Below are 18930 nucleotides of genomic sequence, written 5' to 3'. Positions count from 1 at the left end.
AACCGCTTAAGGCTTGGACTGCTACACCGACTTGCAATCACTAAGAACCCGTCTTATTTTGTAAATTTTTAGCATTATCTTTATTAAAATATTACCATATAAATATCAATTTTTCAATAGTTAAAAAAGATTGTTCTTTGAACAAACTCACTGTTCCACCTGTTTTGAATTTCTATGTCGATAATTGTGTTGTTCTTTAGGCGTAATTTTACGTCTAAGACTCCGGTTTTAGCGCTTATCAAATCCTTATGAAACTCCTTATCCAAAAGTTCCAAGCCTGCGATTGTTTCAGGGGGAATATCCAATATACACTCCAATAAATCCTGAAGAACATCTTTGTTTTCCTATAAAAAAATAAGCGCAAGGATTTTCAAATCCTGAGCATTATTTTAGCATAGTCGTTGCGGAGGGTTATTTTAAACAATTTTTCCATAATTAAGCCTCGTTAATAATTTTTTTAAAAGAAGAAAAATTCCTCCCTTTTCATAATTATTGTACGAAAAGTTTGCAATAAATAGTAAAATTCTATTGATTTCAAACTCAATTAAAGAATTGACTAAAACCTTGGTAACAATACGGGTTCTTAGGGCAGAGCCCTAAGCGGAATTTTGGCGAAAGGAGGGGTCATAGGGGAGGAAAACACCTTTCTCCGAAAAAGGGGTTTTCCTCCCCTAAAGCATTGTATTGACAAAAAGCTTTTAGTGTGTAAACTATTATCTATGATGACAAAAGACCTATATAACATCCTTAACCGGATAAAAAAAATTTATTTTCATCCTAACACGGTCAAAATAGCTTCTCTTATAATTCTTGGAGGGCTGATGCTTTTGCCATTTAGTATGACTAAAATGGACTTATTCAATACCGTGCAGAAAGCGGTAAATCTTTACCCATTAACGGTTTTATTTTCAGGCTTTGCACAAAGAGGTTTAAACTTTTTTTATGTAAGCAGTCTTTTGCTGTTTTTATTACCTATAGCATTTATAACCATCTTTATATCTATTTTCCAAAGAAAAATATCACGGGAGGTTGTCTATTTTTCGGCCTTAGTTCCTATAAGCCTTTATATTGCAGCCTCGATCTCCGGCATGAATTTATTTGCAAACACCCCCAGATGGTTCTATTCTTTAAGTCCTCTTACATATTTTGCTTTTTTTATAGCGCTTATCTTTCATGCTTTTTTGATAGCACACGGCATAATTTCCATAAAAAGACAAAACGAATCCTATATGGAATATAAACGCTTGTTAAAAGAAGAGGAAGAACAGAAAAAACTGTTAAACAAACGAATAATAGACAAATTAAAAAAACAAAAAGGAAAAGCACTAAAAAATACTTCCGGATCCATGCAAGAAGATGCCTTTTCTGTAGACAAACTATTAAAACAATCTATAAACAAGTTTAAAAACAGAAATAGAAGATCTCACATAAAAATAAAAATTACAATAGTTATTCTTTTTACCATATTAGTGATTCTTTCAACCTTTATTTACACGGATTTAAGAAATTATAACATGCTTCTTACCCAAAATGTCAACACAACCGGAAAAAATCAAGCCGAGCAGGTTGCGGCCATATACAGCTTTTCGGACGGTCTTCACGCTAAAATTAATGCATTCCTCGAAGGAATAAAAAAGACCAATCTATCTTCGCCCTTTCCTTTCCAAAGGGTCGATATAATAACCACAAGCAATAAGCAGCCTGTTTTTCTTGAAGAAATCAATGAATCTACCGAACTTCCTTCTTTTGACGTATTTTCTTATACTACAGCTGCAGGACAGGTACGGCTGATACCGGAGGAAGAAAAAAGCATAAGCCCCGAAGATGCAGCCCTTTATATAAAACATTTTAAAAATGAAAATACGGTTAGTATACCTATTTACAAGAACGAAAAAGGAACCTGCCTTTATATCTATCCTGTAACCTTTACCCGTAAGGAGGGCCAAAGACTCGTAGGCTTTTCCGTGGTTACATATCTTAAAGAAATTCTAGACCGTCCTTATTTTCAGGCAAAGGTATTTGTGTTTTCAATTTCGGCTGTATTTTTCTATGCTTCTATAATAATCGTCCTTTTTTTGGCGGACTTTATTGCAAATCCGATTATTTTCTTATGCGGGAATATACGAAAAACCGCAAATATTTTACGCGGAATGATTTCGAGCAATGCAGCTGTTGAAGCAGATCGGCTTATTTTTGAAGAAAACATCAAAACCCATGACGAAATAAAAACTCTTTCAATAGAGTTAAAAAATATTATCTCACTTATCCGCGGAATTTTACCCTATGTATCTTTTCATACTATTCAAAATGCAGAAAAAAATCTTTCAAGTAAAAGCACCACAAGGGACCTCTGCTTCTTGTTTACCGATATACGGGGTTTTACAAGTATGTGCGAAAACATGCAGCCTCGTGAGGTAATCAATATTTTAAACCGCTATCTCGATCTCGAAACAAAGATAATATTCGAGAACGGAGGAGATGTAGATAAGTACGTCGGCGATGAAATTATGGCTTTTTTCTCAGGACCTAAAAAAGAAATCAACGCATGTAAGGCCGCTATGGAAATACGCAAGGCAATGAGGAGGGAACAGAAGGCAGCTTTAAAAGAAGGTTCGGCTTTAGTTTCAATAGGAATAGGTATTAATTCAGGGCCTGTAGTATTCGGTCCCGTCGGCTCCAAAACCCGCAAAGATTTTACATCCATAGGAGATACGGTAAACCTTGCAGCCCGTCTTGAAGGAGCAAACAAAGAATACGGTTCAAAGTCGATTATCTCGGAAGATGTTTATAAAAATTTAAGCAAAGATTTTATTTGCAGAGAGCTTGATTTTGTTGCAGTTAAGGGAAAAACTGAAGCTGTCCGTATTTATGAAATCCTTCAGCCTACAGAAAAACTTACAACTGAAAAACTTTATGATATAAAAAAATTATTTGAAACAGGACTCGCCTACTATAGAAAAAGAAAATGGAAGCATGCCGAAAAATATTTTTCTGAATGTGCAGAAAAATATAATGATGCACCCTCCAAGGTCTTTTTAAAAAGAGTTGCCCACTATCAAGTTTCTCCGCCGAAACCAAAATGGAGCGGCGTTTTTGTAATGAACGTAAAATAAAACCGGCTCAATTTAAACCGAAAAGGAGTTTTTATGGAATTTAAACAGCTTGAAATATTTATCAAACTTGTAGAAAATTTAAGTTTTTCGACTACGGCAAGCGAGTTGAACATATCGCAGCCTACAGTCAGCCTTACCTTAAAGCAGCTTGAAGAAGAGCTGGATACGCCTCTCTTCTTGCGTTCTACAAGAGAGCTAAAGTTAACCGAAGCCGGAAATAAACTTTACGGCGAAGCAAAAACTATCCTCGCTGAAAGGGACAAAATAATAGAAAAATTTATTCATCCTGAAAGAAAGGTTATAACCATAGGGGCATCCACCATTCCGGCAGGCTACCTTCTTCCTTCCATAGTGAGGGAGTTTAAAAAAAAGCATCCCGACATTTATATAAAGGTTGAAGAAAAAAACAGCCTTGAAACAATAAAAAAGGTTTCACTAAATACCGTCGATATAGGCATTGTCGGAATGAAAATAGAAGACGAAAACTGCGAGTTTCTTCCTATCTATAAAGACGAATTTGTATTTATAACTGCAAATAATGCGTACTATCAAAAGCTAAAAAAATCAAACCCCAACTTAAAACGCATTGCCGAAGAACCCTTTATTATCCGCGAAACAGGTTCGGCCGTTAAGCAAAATATGGAGCTGATTTTAAAATCTCAAAAGATAGATTTAGATGCGATAAATATAAGTGCTTCGATAAATGACACTGAGGTAATAAAACAACTAACTGCAGAAGGCTTGGGTACATCTTTTATATCGAGAATAGCTGTTGAAGACATGGTAAAAAATAAAAAGCTGATAGCCTTTGAATTAGGAGAAGTTCCTCATCAATACCGCAATATCTATCTGGTATGGAATAAAAAAATAAACTACGCAAGCCATATCAAAGACTTTTTAAACTGCACTGAATGTTTTAAGGTAAAAAAAGAACTTAAAAATTTTGAAGATGTTTAAGAGGACTCGAGCAGATATCTTAACTTTAAAAAATAATTTATATATCTTCTAACACAATTCACCTGTTTTGTCAATATAAAATAACAATAAAATTTTATTTACCTCAACTACTTGTAATTTTTTTTAATAAATATTAACATATTATAATAAATATAGAGTAACTCAATCTAAATCATTTTGGAGTATGATTATGAACAATTTGCCTAAGGGCTTTGACAGCTTGGCTGAAGCTCAACAGAAAAAATTTTTAGCTTTAAAAAATCTAAAAGATGCAGGCGGCAAGGTTATCGGCCTTTACTGTTCCTATGTACCTACTGAGCTTGTATATGCAGCAGGAGCCGTTCCCGTTTCTTTATGTGCAACAAGTGAAAAACCCATAAGCGCAGCCGAGCGTGATTTACCTAAAAACCTCTGTCCTCTTATAAAGGCTTCTTACGGACATGCCATAACCGACACCTGTCCGTTTTTTTATTTTTCCGATTTTATTGTGGGAGAAACTACCTGTGACGGTAAAAAAAAGATGTTCGAACTTTTAAACGATATAAAGCCTACCTATGTAATGCATCTTCCTCAAAATAACCTTGATCCTAAAGCCTATCCCTTTTGGACCGATGAGGTAAAAAAACTAAAGGAAAGAATCGAAGAATTTTATAACATAAGGATAACCGAAGCCGATTTAAGAAAGGCTATAAAGGACTGCAATCAGGAAAGAAGAAACCTTGTAAATTTCTTTGAGCTTTCGGCCCTAGACCCTTCTCCTGTTTCAGGCTTGGAACAGTTTAATGTAAAGGAAGCCTTTGGTTTTCAATACGATATACAGCAGAAAAATGCCGAGATAGTAAAACGCACAAAAGAATTAAAAGAATATTGGGAAAAGAATTTAAAAGGCACTAGGGATGAACGCCCGAGGATTTTAGTTACGGGCTGTCCTCTGGGAGGCGTAAAAGAAAAAATTTTGGCACAAATTGAAAAACTGGGAGCCGTAATCGTAGGTTATGACAGCTGTTCCGGTTTACGCACCCACATGGAATTTGTAGATGAAGCCCCCGCAAGGGATCCGATTGAGGCTATTGCCGAAAAGTATCTTAAAACAAACTGTTCCGTTATGAGTCCAAATCCCGGAAGGCTCAAGGATTTGGATTATCTTTTAGATCACTACAAGGCCGATGCCGTAATCGAATGTACCTTGGTTGCCTGCCACACCTTCAACCTTGAAGCTCACACGGTAGGAAAACACATCATGCAAAAAGGTCTTCCATACATTCACATAGAATCGGATTATTCGCAAGAGGATGCGGGACAATTTGTAACAAGACTCGAGGCCTTTTTGGAAGTTGTTTCAGAAAGGAAAAAACTAAAATGAATTATATAATTACCTTTGGAACGACAACAGCAGCGATTCAATGCGACTCAATGATAAAGGCTGACCCTATAAATGCAAAGCTGGTTCCAATACCGGGCTTTTTAAAAGCCGGCTGCGGTTTTGCATGTTTCTTTCAAAACTTAAAAAAAAGCGAGGTCGAAAACTGGATAAGTAAAAACGGCATCAGCTATGAGACTTTGATTGAAGTAATATACGAAAATGGACTTATAAGTCCTAAAGCATAAAAAGAAACGCCGTACAAGAATTATTCTTTACGGCGTTCCCTAAAGAATCAGCAAAATTTATTTCTTTCGGGATTAAAAGCTTTTTCACTTTCCCAAAATTTACTTATTTTAATGCCTTCTTCTTCGATTATCTCCTTAATTTTATCCGTGTCGGAAAAATCATAATAGAGAATACTTACACCACAGCAAGCATCAGCTTCCCTGGGAGTAGGAGCCATTGTACACTTTATGCCTTCTTTTTTTATAAGACCGTAAAGCTTAAGAGCTGTTTTTGAATCGGGCAAAAAAACGTAATAATTTTTCATCATCTTAACATTTCTATAAAAGCACCGATACGGGTTTTTAGCTGTTCTGCATCTTCATCGGTATAATCCGTTTCAATGCCTAAACATGGAATATTATGTTCGCGTAAAACCTTTTCGACAAAATATCCTTCCGTATCATAGATATTACAGAATTTTAAATTTAAATCGATAACACCGTCTGCCTTATATTCTTTTGCAAGCCGGATAATATCATCGATTCTTTCTTTATTTGGGGTAAAACAAGCACAGTTTATATTTCCCAAATACCTTTTTGTTAAGTTATTAACCATTTCATCAATTGTGGTTCCCGTTTCATCAACCAAAGCCTCACAGTATCTTATTCCGGTACACATCTCTTCACAAACAACAGCTCCTCCTGTAGTTTCGATTATGTGATGAATTTTCCAGTTTGGAATTGAAAGCGGAGTTCCCGTCAAAAGAATTCTCTTTGTTCCTTTTTTGAAGACGGAAACGTTTTGCTTTTTTCGTGTCTCAAGTTCATCACAGAGCTTGTTTACCATTGTTACAAAACGGGTAGGATCATCGTAAAAGGCAATTTGATGAATCAGTAAAACGTCCTTTCCGGAAATAGGAATGTTTTCCAGCTTTCTAAAATTATTCAATCTTTGTAAGGCCTTTCTTTTGCTGTTTACAATTTCGATTGCCTTTTTTAAAGATTCGGGAGTTACTTTATTTCCCGTAAGTTCTTCAAGCTTTTTAATATAGCCCTTGATTTCTAAAGCCCATTTTTCAAAATCCTGAGGCCTTTTCATCTGGGGAATGTCCATAATATGCATGGGTGCATCTTCTGCCAAAATTTCCCAAGCTTTCTTTTTTCCGTCACAGGTTGTTTCACCTACAAACAAGTCACATATTCTAAAGAAAGGACAGGTCTTTCCAAAACGGGCTCCCAGCGAAGCCTTAATTAGGGGACAAGTTGCCGTAGGTAAAAATTTTTCACCATCAGGAACCCAAAATTGTGAACCGCTGCAAAGGCCTGTTGCAATGGCTCCTGCAGCAATTACTACTTCATCAGGAACATGAATACAAAAGGAACCTACAACCTTTCCTCCTTCCTTTTGAAAATCCACAAGTTCTTGCGGACGAATACCGTGAATGTCTGCTACAACCATGTTGAAAAAATCCATTCCCTCAGGTCTGTTTTCTTGAGCCAAGTAGACATCTCCAAATGCGCCGGGCAAAGCCTCGCATAACAAGTCGTGGGTTTTAACATCCATACCCAGATCTTCCCACATTTTTCTGTAATCTGCCATTTTAATCCTCCTGGTACATTACGTTCATATTATATTTATACGGACAATATTTATATCCGTAATCCGCATTATTCCAGCCTCGGCAAAGGCGTATAACTCTATTTTCTTTTTTAGGATTAATATCAGCTTTTTTTTTCACCTCCTTTAAAATTGTTTTATATGAACCCCTCGGACAGAGGGCAAAAATTTTTTGAATTATATTTTTTTCGGTTTTAAATTTTATACTGCTGCAAATATCATCAAAATATTTTTTTCTTCTTTCAAGGTCTAAAATATAAGGCGTATAATAACGCAGCAAAAAAGCTTCTTCAGCACTGAGGTCTGAATACTCATCTATTTTTTTTAAAACACTTTCAATGTAATATAAAATTTCTTTTGCTTTTAGGTATTTTAAATTATCAAACTTTTTTCCGTAAACTTCTTGTATGGCTTTTTCCAATTCAGATTTATTTTTATATAAAAGAACTTTTTTATCGGTGTTTTCTTTTAGCTTATTAAAAAAATGAGTACATGTATTTTCTATTAAATACATGCTGCACGAAAAAAGAATGGGACACTTATCGGTTTTTAAATAAATTACGGAACTTTTTATAACATCGCATACATTTTCCATATTACCGAATTTAAAAATTGCAGAATCGGTTCCTTCACAAGGTACGGGCAATAGATCGTAGCCATATAGAATATCAAGAGGTAAATTTTCTCCGAAGATTCCTATAACATTTGATGAGGATAAATAATTTTCGGCAGCTTCGACGTATGCCTCACGTCTAAGATTCTCCAAAAACGAAATATCTATCATGATAATATACAGGCTCCTATTGCTCCGGCAAAGGCTCCCAAATCATCCGATAAAACGGGAGCTTCAAGTTTTTTTGAAATTTCGCCTATTATGTAGTTGTTTGAACTAAAGCCGCCTGTTAAAAAATATAGATCGGAACGCGGTTTCCTGTTTGCTAATGAAACTACTTTTGAAACTATTTGACTGATAACGCCCCTTGCAATATCTTCGCGGGGACTTCCCTTTCCCATGAGGGAGGTTACTTCAGATTCGGCAAAGACAGTACATACGGAAGAAAGGTTTAAATCGTTTCCACGCGCTGCGTACTCGCTTATTTCCTGTAAGCTCAAGCCCAGCCTGTTTGCCATTAACTCCAAAAATTTACCCGTACCGGCCGAACACTTATCGTTCATGATAAAGTCAATTACAAGCCCGTCCTTTACAACAATGACTTTTGTATCCTGCCCGCCGATATCAATTACGGTTACATCTTTTTTTGCCAAAAAGTGAGCCCCCTTTCCGTGACAGGAAATTTCGGTTAAGGTTTTGTCAGCAAAAGGAACGCTCACTCTTCCATAACCTGTGGCGGTTATTTTAAAGTCCTTATTTTGCAAGGTCTCCTTTATCCAGTCCAAGACAGCCTCTCCCGTTTCCTTGCTGTTCCATCCGCTGGGTATACGATTTTTATAAAGAATGTTTTTTTTATTTTCATCCATTATAACGGTTTTGGTTGCCGTTGAACCGATATCTATTCCTATGTAGTGCATACTCACAAGTTCTCCGTGTGGTATCTATAATCCTACATAAAAAATAAAAAGTCAATAGATATATTATAAAATTTATGAATTTATTAAAATTTATATTGACTCTTTTGCAATATCATAGTATCTTAAAATATCTAATTATAATTTTGGAGGGCAAAATGAAAAAAAATATTTTTGCTGCACTATTTTTATTGCTTGCAAGTTCCATTGTGTTTGCAGCCGGTTCTTCCGAAAAAGAGTCAAAAGACCTTTCGGGAAAAACATTGAATGTGGTTGCAACAAGTGCTTACAAGGAGCTCTTTGATGCATTTACAGCAAAGACAAATGTAAAAGTTGAATTTCTTTCGATGTCGAGCGGAGAAGTTTTGGCAAGAACAAGGGCCGAAGGAAAATCTATGGCCGATGTTTGGTTCGGCGGCGGACTTGATGCCTTTATGGCTGCAAAGGCTGACGGACTTTTGGAAAACTATGTTTCTCCCAACTCAAAAGATATTCCGGCTCAATATAAGGACCCTGACGGAGCATGGATTGCAAAAGGAATTACCGTTGTAGGCTTTATCGGAAACAAGGATGTCTTAGCCGAGAAAAAACTTCCCATGCCCAAAACTTGGGCAGAGCTTGCAGACCCCAAATACAAGGGAGAGGTTATTATGAGCGACCCTGCAATTTCAGGTACAAACTACGGAGCGGTAAAAGGCTTACTCGATCTTTTCGGTGAAGAAAAAGGCTGGGATTATTGGAAAAAAATAAACGCAAATATTCCGTTCTTGGGAAAGAGAGGAAAGGATCCGCAAGAAAAAACGGCTCAAGGCGAATTTGCAGTGGGCATTATTCCCGCCGATGGAAAGGCTTTTAAACTTGCCGACGACAAAAACCTGACCGTAGTATATCCCGAAGACGGAATTCCGTGGGTACCGGAAGGAACTGCAATCTTTAAATCATGTCCGAATCTTGATGCGGCAAAGGCTTTTATCGACTTTATGCTTACAAAAGAAGCTCAGGAAATTATCGCAAGGCTTGATGGAAAAGATTCCGCTCAGATTGTAAAGCCGGGCATTAAGGGTCTTTCATTAGGCTTGCCGAAAGATAAACTTATAAAGGAAGATTTAAGCAGCTTCGGAAAAGACAGGCAAAGAATCTTAGATAAATTTGCTTCGTTAAGACCGAAAAACTAAAACAAATGCTAATCACCGGTTTAATATAAAAATCGGTGATTAGTTTTTTTATAAAATACCTTTGTTCGATGCATTTATTTTGATTTCAGAATTTTTTATAATTCTTTTCAAGCTATAGCCGTATTTTTACTTATTTTTCTAAGCCGTTTTAATTCTTTTTTTATTTCTTTTGCGCAAGGATGATTATTATCCCTAATATTTAAAACTCTCAAATGTTCTTGTAATAACTGCTTTTCAATATCGGTCAACTCATTTTTTGCATCACTAGATTTTATCGGATTATCATTAAAAAAATATTCCACTTCCAATTTATCAATAAAATTATCCGTAGCTTCTTTATCATACTGATTATGCACAAGTATACTGGCTATACTTTGTCTAAGAGTTGATAATGTTCCATATTTTACACTGCTTTCCGTATGTTTGTCATTGACATGCCAATTTAATCTATCTCTAATAGATTCTTTTACGGCAATACCGACATATATACAAAACATTCCCGACTTTGTTTCAATTGAGGATTTTATATCATCAAACTTGACATTAAGTTCGGTTAAGATAATATCCAATTCAGTTCGTTTTGCCCACCATTTATAATATCCCGGTACTTTTTTTATCTTTTGTAAATTTTCTTTATTTCTTAATTCTATCGCTTTTACTATCATGAGGCTTTTCGTTCCTATATTCGTTTTTTTTATCCAAATCAATACAATTACTATTTTTATACCTAAAAACAACACAGTTTAAATGAGGCATTAAATGCTCATAGTATGATTTACCGCCAAAAATATAGAATATATCGTTTTTTAAATCATACTTTGACTTTAATTTATTCAACACATCTTCCGCCCATTTCTTTTTATATTCTGCCGATTGTTTTCCCAAATAAAGATTATAATATGAGATATGTTCGTCTTTATCTAATAGTCCGTATTTTCCGGATAGAATATGCCATTCTTCACACTTGTATTTTTTAAATCCTTCTTCTTTTGATAATATAAAGGTGTGCCCTTTATATATATCTTTAGCCAAATATTTTTCGGCAGGGCTGTCTTTTCCTAATTTAGTACTGCTGCAAGCAATTAACCCAATTATTTTACTCATAACTCATCTCCTTTCATACCAATAACAGGTATCTTTTTTTAAAGTCTTTCCATCTTTGTGATATTCAAGTTTATGAACATAAACATTGGTAGAATCTTTTTCCCTTTTATTCACATGAGTAAGTGTATTCCCATATTTATCGTACTCATACCAAGATTCATTATTCTCACTGTCTTTACTATATGAAATTTTTCGCAATTCAATATTATATTCAAACCAAATTTCATATCCATCGGAATCTTTTTTGTGTATTAGATTATTATTACTATCATACTCATTCCAAATTTCATGATTTTTTTTATCTTTTTCATATACCATATTACCGTTGCTGTCATACTGATACCAGTACTCGTATCCGCCAGAGACCTTATGATAGATCATTCTTCCTTTGCTGTCATACTCGCACCACGTTTCATTGCCGTCAGAGTCTTTGGTATGTATTTCTTTATTATTACTGTTATACTCATACCAAACTTCTTTACCTTCGGAATCTTTAGAATAAATTTTATTGCCTTTTTTATCATAGCGATACCATATTTTACTTTTATACAAATCACCATTCTGTTGAGGTTTAATATATATTGTATTTATCAACTTTCCTTTTGAATCATACTCGTAGATAAATTCATACTGACTGTAATCTCCGTATACTTTAGTATGCAGTAAATTTCCTTTACTGTCATATTCATCAATAGATACGAGCTCTACCCATTTACCGATTTCTTCTCCATTAATTTTTATCTCAAGATATACTTTCTCACCGGCAAATAAGAATGCCGTTACAATACTATAGAGAAAAAGAAATATTGCAAAAGATAAAAATTTTCGTATCTTAATTTTGACAATCATAATTACCCCTCCTATAATTGGACCCCGAATAACTCATTTTTACTACCGCATTTTGGACAGACTCTATCAGACACTTTCATATTTTCACCGCAAGAAGAGCAAGACACCATTGGAGTTTCATCTTTGTTTATTTTTATATTATTGCTTCTCTCCGTATTATTTATTCTTTCTACCAGAGTAAGAGATTCGGTTTTTCCTTTTGCAGGTAAATTTTCGCATAATATGTCATATATTTTAAACACTATCACAAAAAAAGGTATTATTGCAGCTTCTATTAAAAAGGCAATCACAATAAATTTAATGGCACCTAAAAAACTATATAAAAACTCGTCATTGCCGATGATTTTATTTGCATAGTCATAACCGCGTGTACCTCCTATAATACCCGCAATTATCAAAAAAGCCCATGCAAAAATTTCCATCAAATATTTATAACATTTTACAAGCAGTTTTGTAAGCATCATATTTCTCCTTACATTATAAATACAGTTTACTCAAGCATAAATTTCATCGGAAAAAATCCTTTCGGTTTTAATCCATGTTTTATCCACATTTTCCTTGATGATAATTGGCAGTCCAATAAGGCATTTACTATATTGTCTTCCGTGTCCGTATTTATCGGTTTTGCACTAGCACCGATTTCAAATACGGTAGATAAAAATCTGTCATCGGCAAACCTTAATAAAAACACCCCGTTAGAAAAATAAAACCATATATCATAGCCTGTAAAATTCGGTTTAGAGAGTTTCATTACCCGTAGCTCCCATTTGTTTTGCTGTTTATATGATTCATCATATATCATCCATTCATGCGCACAATGCGATAAATTTTTAAGGTAGCCATTCATTTTTTCTTTCACCAACGCAATGATTTTAGCTTCCGTAATTTTCTTATCATTCCGCGTAGAAAATATTTGCTCATACTTAATTTTATCTTGAGTATAAGAAAAATCTTCTTCTTCCCACCAGTTTTGTTCAGCAAAAAGAGAAATGCCGAATAGAATTAAAAATATCGAACACGTAATTTTTTTATATACACCCATGGTAATACTCCTTTATCATTAAACTAGTATTAAAAAATCAATAGATATATTATTTATTGTTTTTCAATCTTTACAATTTTATTGTATTTAATATAAGCGTCTACTGTCATTCCTTCTTTAGTCAATCTTCTGGTATATCCTTGCTTCTCATAATATTTTTCATTTTCAAGTGCTTGCGAAAGGCTAATCTGCCTTCCTTTTGCATCATAATATGTAAGATGTTTCAAATCGAAAACGTAAGCGATCTCTGTTTCAGTAGTTGCCTTTTGAGTTGATGAAACATCCACTCGCCAAATATTATAATGGTAAAAGGGAATATTACTGGGAGGTTCTTTTACATATGGGTTTCCGCCATGATATACGTATTCACTGCTTTTTTTATACACAAAATACCAGCTGCCGACAGGAGTATTATTAAAACATGCATCCTGCTCACTTGTAGAAACAGCTTTGAGTCTTTTAACTTCATACCAGAACCGATTGAGTTCATTTTTTATAATGGCATTATCATTACTATGCCTTGGCATGATCACTTTCCCAAAAGAAGATGTGCCTCCTGAATAATGACTCCGTCCATTTAGAACAAGGCAGCCGTCATTATATTCAACAAAATCCAAAGAAAAAATACATTGCGATGTTCCCTTTTTATACATCTTGACCGTTGTTTTATCCATATAGAGCGTGTCTATTTGATTACAGAATCTTATTACTTTATCATATTCTGTTTTGTTGGATGATTCGATGCCATGGTCTCCAAAATATTTTATCAAATCATTTTCAGTTTTGCCAACAAAATATTGTTCTCCGTGCATCCATACCCCTAAACTTGCACAAGAGGTACATACCAGTATAAAAATGCAGTATACAAGTACTACAGTTATCCATTTTTTCATATCACACCTCCTTTTATCGCAATTATTTTCTTAGTTTATTACGGGCAGCTTTTCTATCTTCTTCCGTAAATAAATCGTGCCACTGTTCTTCAAGGACAATGCTTTCCATTGTCAGTCCAGGATGCCCCAATTCATGAAGTTTAAGAAAACCGCCTTGAGGTCTTGGATCATGAATAAGTCTTTTTATCGCTTGTACTGTTCCATAGTCATTTCTCATTTGCATAAAATAAGTCGGCTTATATCCCAAGCTGTTCATCTTTTTTATGGCGCCATCAATGTATGTTTCAAAGTCCATATTTTATCATACCTCCTTTATTCTCTTTGAAGAGGCTTCCAAAATCGAAAATATTTTTTTTAAAAGCCCCGGTTTTATTATTTATTTTTTATTTCCTGAAAACGATACTGTATTTAGTCCCTGTACCATCACCTTACCGGTTACTTTATTATCACTTGTTATCTTTCCTGTAATGGTAAAAGTTGTTCCTGTCAATTTCGTTTTGCCGGAACCTGTAAAACTCCCACCAGCTTTTATACTACCGCTGCATTCCGATTTTGCGTCAGATAATATTTGAAACCATCCTGTAAAATTTCCTGAAGCACTGACAATGAATTCCCAATATCCAACACCGGAATAATTTTCACCCTCACCGCCATAGGTTCCGGCATAAGATATACCTGCTAGTGCATTTTCTATCTTATTGTTCGTACCTGAACATCCGCTCATCACCACCGCTGCACCAAGTATCAAAACTAATGCACCAACCATTGAAACCGATCTTTTTTGTTTCATCTTAACCCTTCCTTCTTGAGATATAATTTTATAAATAGAATTATTTTTATGAGAAAAACAATAATGTAAAAATTTATTCGTTAGAGATATTAGAATTAATAGAGAAAATGGGGGGGGGGGGGTAAACCAAGGCTAACATCTTTCTCTACTTTTTTAGTAAGTAAATTTGAGTTTTGAGAAAAATAAAATTGAAAATAAGCTAAAAATCTCCCAAGCATATATCCATATTAAGCCAAAACCTAGAATCTGTCAAGCCTGAGTAAAACGGGTTTCCTATATCAATCACCTAAAATTTATTCCATATCATATACTAGTAAATTTATTAAAAATAATATAGACTTATAGGATAATTTAATGAAACAGCAACTTAAAAGAAATTATAACGGCCTTATAGACTATATCCTCATACTAAGCTTAATTTTAGGTATTTTTATATTTATAGCTATGCCTTTTTTTTATGTATTTAAAGAAAGCCTTGTTATAAACGGAAGCCTTAGCTTTGAGCTTTTTAAAGATGTTTTTAAAAATCATCTTCATCTTTTAAAAAATTCCTTATCGGCAGGACTTTATACGACGGTTTTAACGGCAATCGCAGGAATAACCACGGCCTTGTTTTCTTATCTGATGCCTAACAAAATAAAACGCCTTGTTTTTCTAATTTTAGCTGTAACGATGATAAGCCCGCCCTTTGTAACAGCCCTCAGTTATATAAACCTCTTTGGAAGGAGGGGCCTTGTTTCTTATTATCTTTTAGGTATTTCAAAAAGTCCGTACGGAATTACCGGCATTGTGCTGATGCAGTCTTTAAGTAATTTTTCTTTAGCGGCTTTAATCTTAATCGGTTTTTTAAATAATTTGGATAGATCTCAATTAGACAGTGCCCGTAACCTCGGAGCAAAGACAAACCGCCTGATTATAGATATAATTCTTCCCTTTCTTTTTCCTGCAATCAAATCGGTTATGCTCTTAACTTTTTTGCGAAGTTTGTCGGATTTCGGAACTCCTGCAATCATAGGAGGTTCTTTTAATGTGCTTGCAACAGAAAGCTATTTTGCGGTAATAGCTCAAGGCAACTTAGGTAAGGCTTCCGCAATAAATGTGCTTCTTTTAATTCCTGCAATTATTATTTTTATTCTTTATCAAAAAAGTTTTAAAAATATTTCCATATCTTCACACGGCACGGCTTCATCGGAAATTGAAATAAAAAGGCAGGGAATTCTTTTTTATCTTATAAGCGTAATTGCTGTTTTCTTTTTATTATGGATAAGCATTCAATATTCTTCTATTATACTATCCGCATTTACAAAAATGAAAAAAGGGAAAATGATTTTTACCTTTGCAAATATTTTAGAAACAAGAGATCATATTACAAGCACAGTTATAAGGAGCATAGTCTATAGTCTTATCGCTGCAGGCGGAGGCAGCGTAATCGGTTTGCTTATCGCTTATTATAAACAAATAAGAAAAATAAAGATAATGCAGGCTGTAGATTTTGCCGCAACTCTTCCCTATATAATTCCGGGAACTTTTTTTGGGCTCGGTTATTTATTGGCCTTTAATTCAAAACCATTAATGCTTACAGGAACGGCAGCAATAGTTGTTTTAAATATACTATTTAAACAGCTGCCATTTTCTACAAAGATAGGGAATGCTGCAATGGAAGAAATAAACATCGACACTTTAAATTCAATCAGAGATTTAGGCGGTAAAAGAATAAATGAAGTTACCGATGCCGTTATTCCTTTAAGTAAAAATGCCTTAGGCGTTTCTTTTATCAACGGATTTACAACAACTATGACTACAATAGGTTCAATTATTTTTTTGGTATACCCGAGTCAAAAAGTTTTAACCCTTGTTATGTTCGATGTAATTCAAAGCGGTTATTATGAAATAGGCTCGGTAATTGCTTTGCTTATAATTATAATTTGTTTAATTGTAAATTTAATTTACTTTTTAGTTTTAAAGAAAAAATAATTTTTAAAATGCCGGAGGTTTTATGTATTTGGAATTAACAAACCTAACAAAAACATATAAAGAAAAAAATGCGGTAAAAAATATAAGCTTTAATCTTGAAAAAGGGAAACTCCTCTGTCTTTTAGGACCGTCCGGCTGCGGAAAAAGTACGGTATTAAAATCGATAGGAGGATTTTTAAAACCTGACAGCGGAAAGATAATTCTTGACGGCAAAGAAATTACAAATGATCCGCCTGAAAATAGAAATGTTTCTACCGTTTTTCAATCCTATGGACTTTTTCCTCACATGAATGTTTTATCGAATATTATTTACGGTTTAAAATTTAAAAAGATGCCTAAGGCTGAACGAGTTGAAGCCGGAATGAAGATGATAAAAACGATGGGCTTATCGGGTTATGAAAAAAAACACATAAGCGAACTTTCAGGCGGAGAACAGCAGAGGGTCGCTCTTGCACGCAGTTTGATTATAAGGCCCAAACTTCTTTTGTTGGACGAGCCTTTAAGCAACTTGGATGCAAAGCTTAGAATCAATATGCGTAAAGAAATAAAACAAATTCAAAAAGAATTTAATATCACTACAATTTTTGTTACCCATGATCAAAGCGAAGCATTTGAAATTGCCGATAAAATTATTTTGATGAACAATGGAGAAATTATTCAGGAAGGAACAGCCGAATCTCTTTATAATCAACCTGCAAGCGAATTTGCTCTTGACTTTATCGGTGCAAACAATAAAATAGAAAATTCATATATCAGACCTGAAAAGATAAAAGTATTTAAATCCTTACCGGAAGAAGATACGGAAGATTTTAAAGAAGCCCAAATTATCAATATTATTTTTAAGGGAGAAATAATAGAATTATTTCTTAAATCTAAAGAAAAAGAATTAAAGGCCATTGTTTTAAACAATGACTGCAATTATCAAAAGAATGAAAAGGTCTACATCAAATACAATATGGAGAGTTTAAATTGAAGATACTTCACTGTCTTGCACAACTACCGATGAAAACAGGAAGCGGCGTTTATTTTAGTACCCTCATCGAAGGAATGATAAAAAAAGGACATGAAAATGCGGTTCTTTACGGCACACAGCTCCCCTTTGCCGAAAAAACTTTTAATCAATCTTTACCCGACAAATTACAAGGAAGCGTAAAAGAATATCCCATTAAATTTTTATCCGATTATGTGCAAGAAGAAAAAACTGTTTTTAATGAAGACATCCCTTTTCCGATTGCAGGAATGAGCGACATAATGCCCTATACATCAACCGTCTATTCCGAAATGAATGATGAGATGTATCAAAAATGGATTTCGGTTTTTGAAAAAACTCTTCTCCGTGCAAAAGAAGAATTTAATCCCGATGTCATTATAAGTCATCATCTTTTTATTTTAACCTCTTTGGTAAAAAAAATATTTTCCGGCAAAAAAATAATAGGCATAAGTCACGGTACGGATATAAGGCAGATTAAAAAAAATCCTTGGATAAAGACACGGTACATACAAAACTTGGATAAGCTTGATTTATATTTTACCGTAAGCCCTAAGGATATTAACGAAGTACAAACTATTTTTTCGGCACCGCCTAAAAAAATTAAATTGGCAGGAGGAGGCTTTAACCCCGATATTTTTAACGATAAGGATAGACATATCTTTGACGGAACATTCAGGCTTTGCTATGCAGGAAAGATATCCGATTCAAAGGGAGTATTTGAACTTGCAAAAACCCTTCCGCTTATTTTAACAAAATATCCTAATACGGAATTAACCTTAATCGGAAATGCAAGCGAAGAACAAAAGAACATTCTTTTAAAAAATGCAGACTACAGTGAAAATTTAAAAATAGTAAATGCTTCATCTCAAATATGTATGTGTAAAATTTTAAAACAAAACGATATTTTTATTTTGCCTTCGTACTATGAAGCCTTAGGTCTTGTCGCCGTTGAAGCCTTAGCCTGCGGCCTTTTTACAGTTACCACAGAAATTGAAGGCCTAATAAACCTCCTCGGCGAAAAAATCAACACAAGCGGCATTATCGAATTTGTCAAACTTCCACGCATTTACGATGTGGACAAGGCATACGAAGAAGATAAGCCCGCCTTTGTCGAAGCCCTTGCCGAAAAAATAATGCTTCAAATGGAAAGACTTAAATCTCAAAAAGATTTTTATTCCCCTGTCGCAGAAGAAATAAAAAAACATTCTTGGGACAGCATCATAGATAGGGTTGAAGAGGAGATTAAAGGTGCTTTTTCTTATTAATGATATTAATGTGTTTACCTATTGCATAATATATATATATATATA

20 protein-coding genes and 1 pseudogene are annotated in these 18930 nt (G+C 34.4%); 8 read left to right on the top strand and 13 right to left on the bottom strand.

The annotated features are described in order from the left end of the window. Window positions 1-122 precede the first annotated feature (122 nt). Window positions 123-364, bottom strand: a pseudogene (locus tag HO345_RS12560) (PD-(D/E)XK nuclease family transposase); the annotation flags it as partial. A gap of 355 nt (window positions 365-719) precedes the next feature. On the opposite strand from HO345_RS12560, the gene HO345_RS12555 reads away from it, so the two are divergent. From HO345_RS12555 to HO345_RS12540, 4 genes are all read left to right on the top strand, one after another. Beyond that, window positions 720-3113: an adenylate/guanylate cyclase domain-containing protein gene (locus tag HO345_RS12555; RefSeq protein ID WP_253683198.1), complete on the top strand. Its 2394-nt coding sequence runs from the start codon at window positions 720-722 to the stop codon at window positions 3111-3113. A 33-nt stretch (window positions 3114-3146) separates the two neighbouring features. Beyond that, window positions 3147-4070 (top strand): selenium metabolism-associated LysR family transcriptional regulator, encoded by a 924-nt coding sequence (locus HO345_RS12550; RefSeq protein ID WP_253683197.1) that lies wholly within the window; start codon window positions 3147-3149, stop codon window positions 4068-4070. Window positions 4071-4260: 190 nt separating this feature from the next. Further along, entirely contained in the window at window positions 4261-5433 is a 1173-nt protein-coding gene (locus tag HO345_RS12545) for a double-cubane-cluster-containing anaerobic reductase (protein WP_253683196.1), read from the top strand. Then, on the top strand, window positions 5430-5678 hold the full coding sequence (locus tag HO345_RS12540) for a putative Se/S carrier protein (RefSeq protein WP_253683195.1): 249 nt from the start codon (window positions 5430-5432) through the stop codon (window positions 5676-5678). The genes HO345_RS12545 and HO345_RS12540 overlap by 4 nt, the downstream gene beginning before the upstream one ends. 47 nt (window positions 5679-5725) lie before the next feature. Here the strand turns inward: HO345_RS12540 and HO345_RS12535 are convergent, their stop codons facing one another. From HO345_RS12535 to HO345_RS12520, 4 genes are read right to left on the bottom strand one after another with little or no spacing between them, the layout of a single operon-like run. Continuing rightward, window positions 5726-5986, bottom strand: coding sequence for a putative Se/S carrier protein (locus HO345_RS12535; protein WP_253683194.1), 261 nt, complete (start codon window positions 5984-5986; stop codon window positions 5726-5728). After that, window positions 5983-7257, bottom strand: a complete 1275-nt coding sequence (locus HO345_RS12530; RefSeq protein ID WP_253683193.1) for a double-cubane-cluster-containing anaerobic reductase — start codon at window positions 7255-7257, stop codon at window positions 5983-5985. The genes HO345_RS12535 and HO345_RS12530 overlap by 4 nt, the downstream gene beginning before the upstream one ends. A gap of 1 nt (window position 7258) precedes the next feature. Then, complete coding sequence (locus HO345_RS12525) at window positions 7259-8059, bottom strand: hypothetical protein (protein WP_253683192.1); 801 nt, start codon at window positions 8057-8059, stop codon at window positions 7259-7261. Then, window positions 8056-8805, bottom strand: a complete 750-nt coding sequence (locus HO345_RS12520; protein ID WP_253683191.1) for an acyl-CoA dehydratase activase — start codon at window positions 8803-8805, stop codon at window positions 8056-8058. The genes HO345_RS12525 and HO345_RS12520 overlap by 4 nt, the downstream gene beginning before the upstream one ends. A 155-nt stretch (window positions 8806-8960) precedes the next feature. Here HO345_RS12520 and HO345_RS12515 point away from each other — a divergent pair, with 155 nt between their 5' ends. Continuing rightward, window positions 8961-9977 (top strand): ABC transporter substrate-binding protein, encoded by a 1017-nt coding sequence (locus HO345_RS12515; protein ID WP_253683190.1) that lies wholly within the window; start codon window positions 8961-8963, stop codon window positions 9975-9977. 107 nt (window positions 9978-10084) lie between these two features. Here HO345_RS12515 and HO345_RS12510 read toward each other — a convergent pair whose 3' ends face one another. From HO345_RS12510 to HO345_RS12475, 8 genes are all read right to left on the bottom strand, one after another. Next, window positions 10085-10642, bottom strand: coding sequence for a GIY-YIG nuclease family protein (locus HO345_RS12510; protein WP_253683189.1), 558 nt, complete (start codon window positions 10640-10642; stop codon window positions 10085-10087). Next, window positions 10611-11081, bottom strand: a complete 471-nt coding sequence (locus HO345_RS12505) for a DUF6884 domain-containing protein (protein WP_253683188.1) — start codon at window positions 11079-11081, stop codon at window positions 10611-10613. Before HO345_RS12505 ends, HO345_RS12510 begins: the two co-directional genes overlap by 32 nt. A 3-nt stretch (window positions 11082-11084) precedes the next feature. After that, window positions 11085-11930, bottom strand: a complete 846-nt coding sequence (locus HO345_RS12500; RefSeq protein WP_253683187.1) for a hypothetical protein — start codon at window positions 11928-11930, stop codon at window positions 11085-11087. 11 nt (window positions 11931-11941) lie between these two features. Beyond that, window positions 11942-12394 carry a zinc ribbon domain-containing protein gene (locus HO345_RS12495; protein WP_253683186.1) on the bottom strand — a complete coding sequence of 151 codons (453 nt, stop codon included), beginning with the start codon at window positions 12392-12394 and terminating at the stop codon, window positions 11942-11944. Between the two features lie 26 nt (window positions 12395-12420). Further along, the gene (locus tag HO345_RS12490; RefSeq protein ID WP_253683185.1) at window positions 12421-12972 is read right to left on the bottom strand and encodes a hypothetical protein; all 552 of its coding nucleotides are present in this window, start codon (window positions 12970-12972) and stop codon (window positions 12421-12423) included. A gap of 53 nt (window positions 12973-13025) precedes the next feature. Continuing rightward, window positions 13026-13865 (bottom strand): hypothetical protein, encoded by an 840-nt coding sequence (locus tag HO345_RS12485; RefSeq protein WP_253683184.1) that lies wholly within the window; start codon window positions 13863-13865, stop codon window positions 13026-13028. A 22-nt stretch (window positions 13866-13887) separates the two neighbouring features. Next, the gene (locus tag HO345_RS12480) at window positions 13888-14160 is read right to left on the bottom strand and encodes a hypothetical protein (protein ID WP_253683183.1); all 273 of its coding nucleotides are present in this window, start codon (window positions 14158-14160) and stop codon (window positions 13888-13890) included. A gap of 81 nt (window positions 14161-14241) precedes the next feature. Further along, on the bottom strand, window positions 14242-14655 hold the full coding sequence (locus HO345_RS12475) for a hypothetical protein (RefSeq protein ID WP_253683182.1): 414 nt from the start codon (window positions 14653-14655) through the stop codon (window positions 14242-14244). Between the two features lie 354 nt (window positions 14656-15009). On the opposite strand from HO345_RS12475, the gene HO345_RS12470 reads away from it, so the two are divergent. From HO345_RS12470 to HO345_RS12460, 3 genes are read left to right on the top strand one after another with little or no spacing between them, the layout of a single operon-like run. Continuing rightward, on the top strand, window positions 15010-16629 hold the full coding sequence (locus HO345_RS12470; protein WP_253683181.1) for an ABC transporter permease: 1620 nt from the start codon (window positions 15010-15012) through the stop codon (window positions 16627-16629). 22 nt (window positions 16630-16651) lie between these two features. After that, window positions 16652-17602 carry an ABC transporter ATP-binding protein gene (locus tag HO345_RS12465; RefSeq protein WP_253683180.1) on the top strand — a complete coding sequence of 317 codons (951 nt, stop codon included), beginning with the start codon at window positions 16652-16654 and terminating at the stop codon, window positions 17600-17602. Next, window positions 17599-18885, top strand: a complete 1287-nt coding sequence (locus tag HO345_RS12460; RefSeq protein WP_253683179.1) for a glycosyltransferase family 4 protein — start codon at window positions 17599-17601, stop codon at window positions 18883-18885. The genes HO345_RS12465 and HO345_RS12460 overlap by 4 nt, the downstream gene beginning before the upstream one ends. The last annotated feature ends 45 nt before the right edge of the window (window positions 18886-18930 follow it).

The organism is Treponema denticola (assembly GCF_024181645.1).
In the GTDB taxonomy this organism is placed as follows: Bacteria; Spirochaetota; Spirochaetia; order Treponematales; family Treponemataceae; genus Treponema_B; species Treponema_B denticola_A.
Note: the sequence above shows the minus strand (reverse complement) of the source record. Positions and strands in the feature narration are given on the sequence as shown.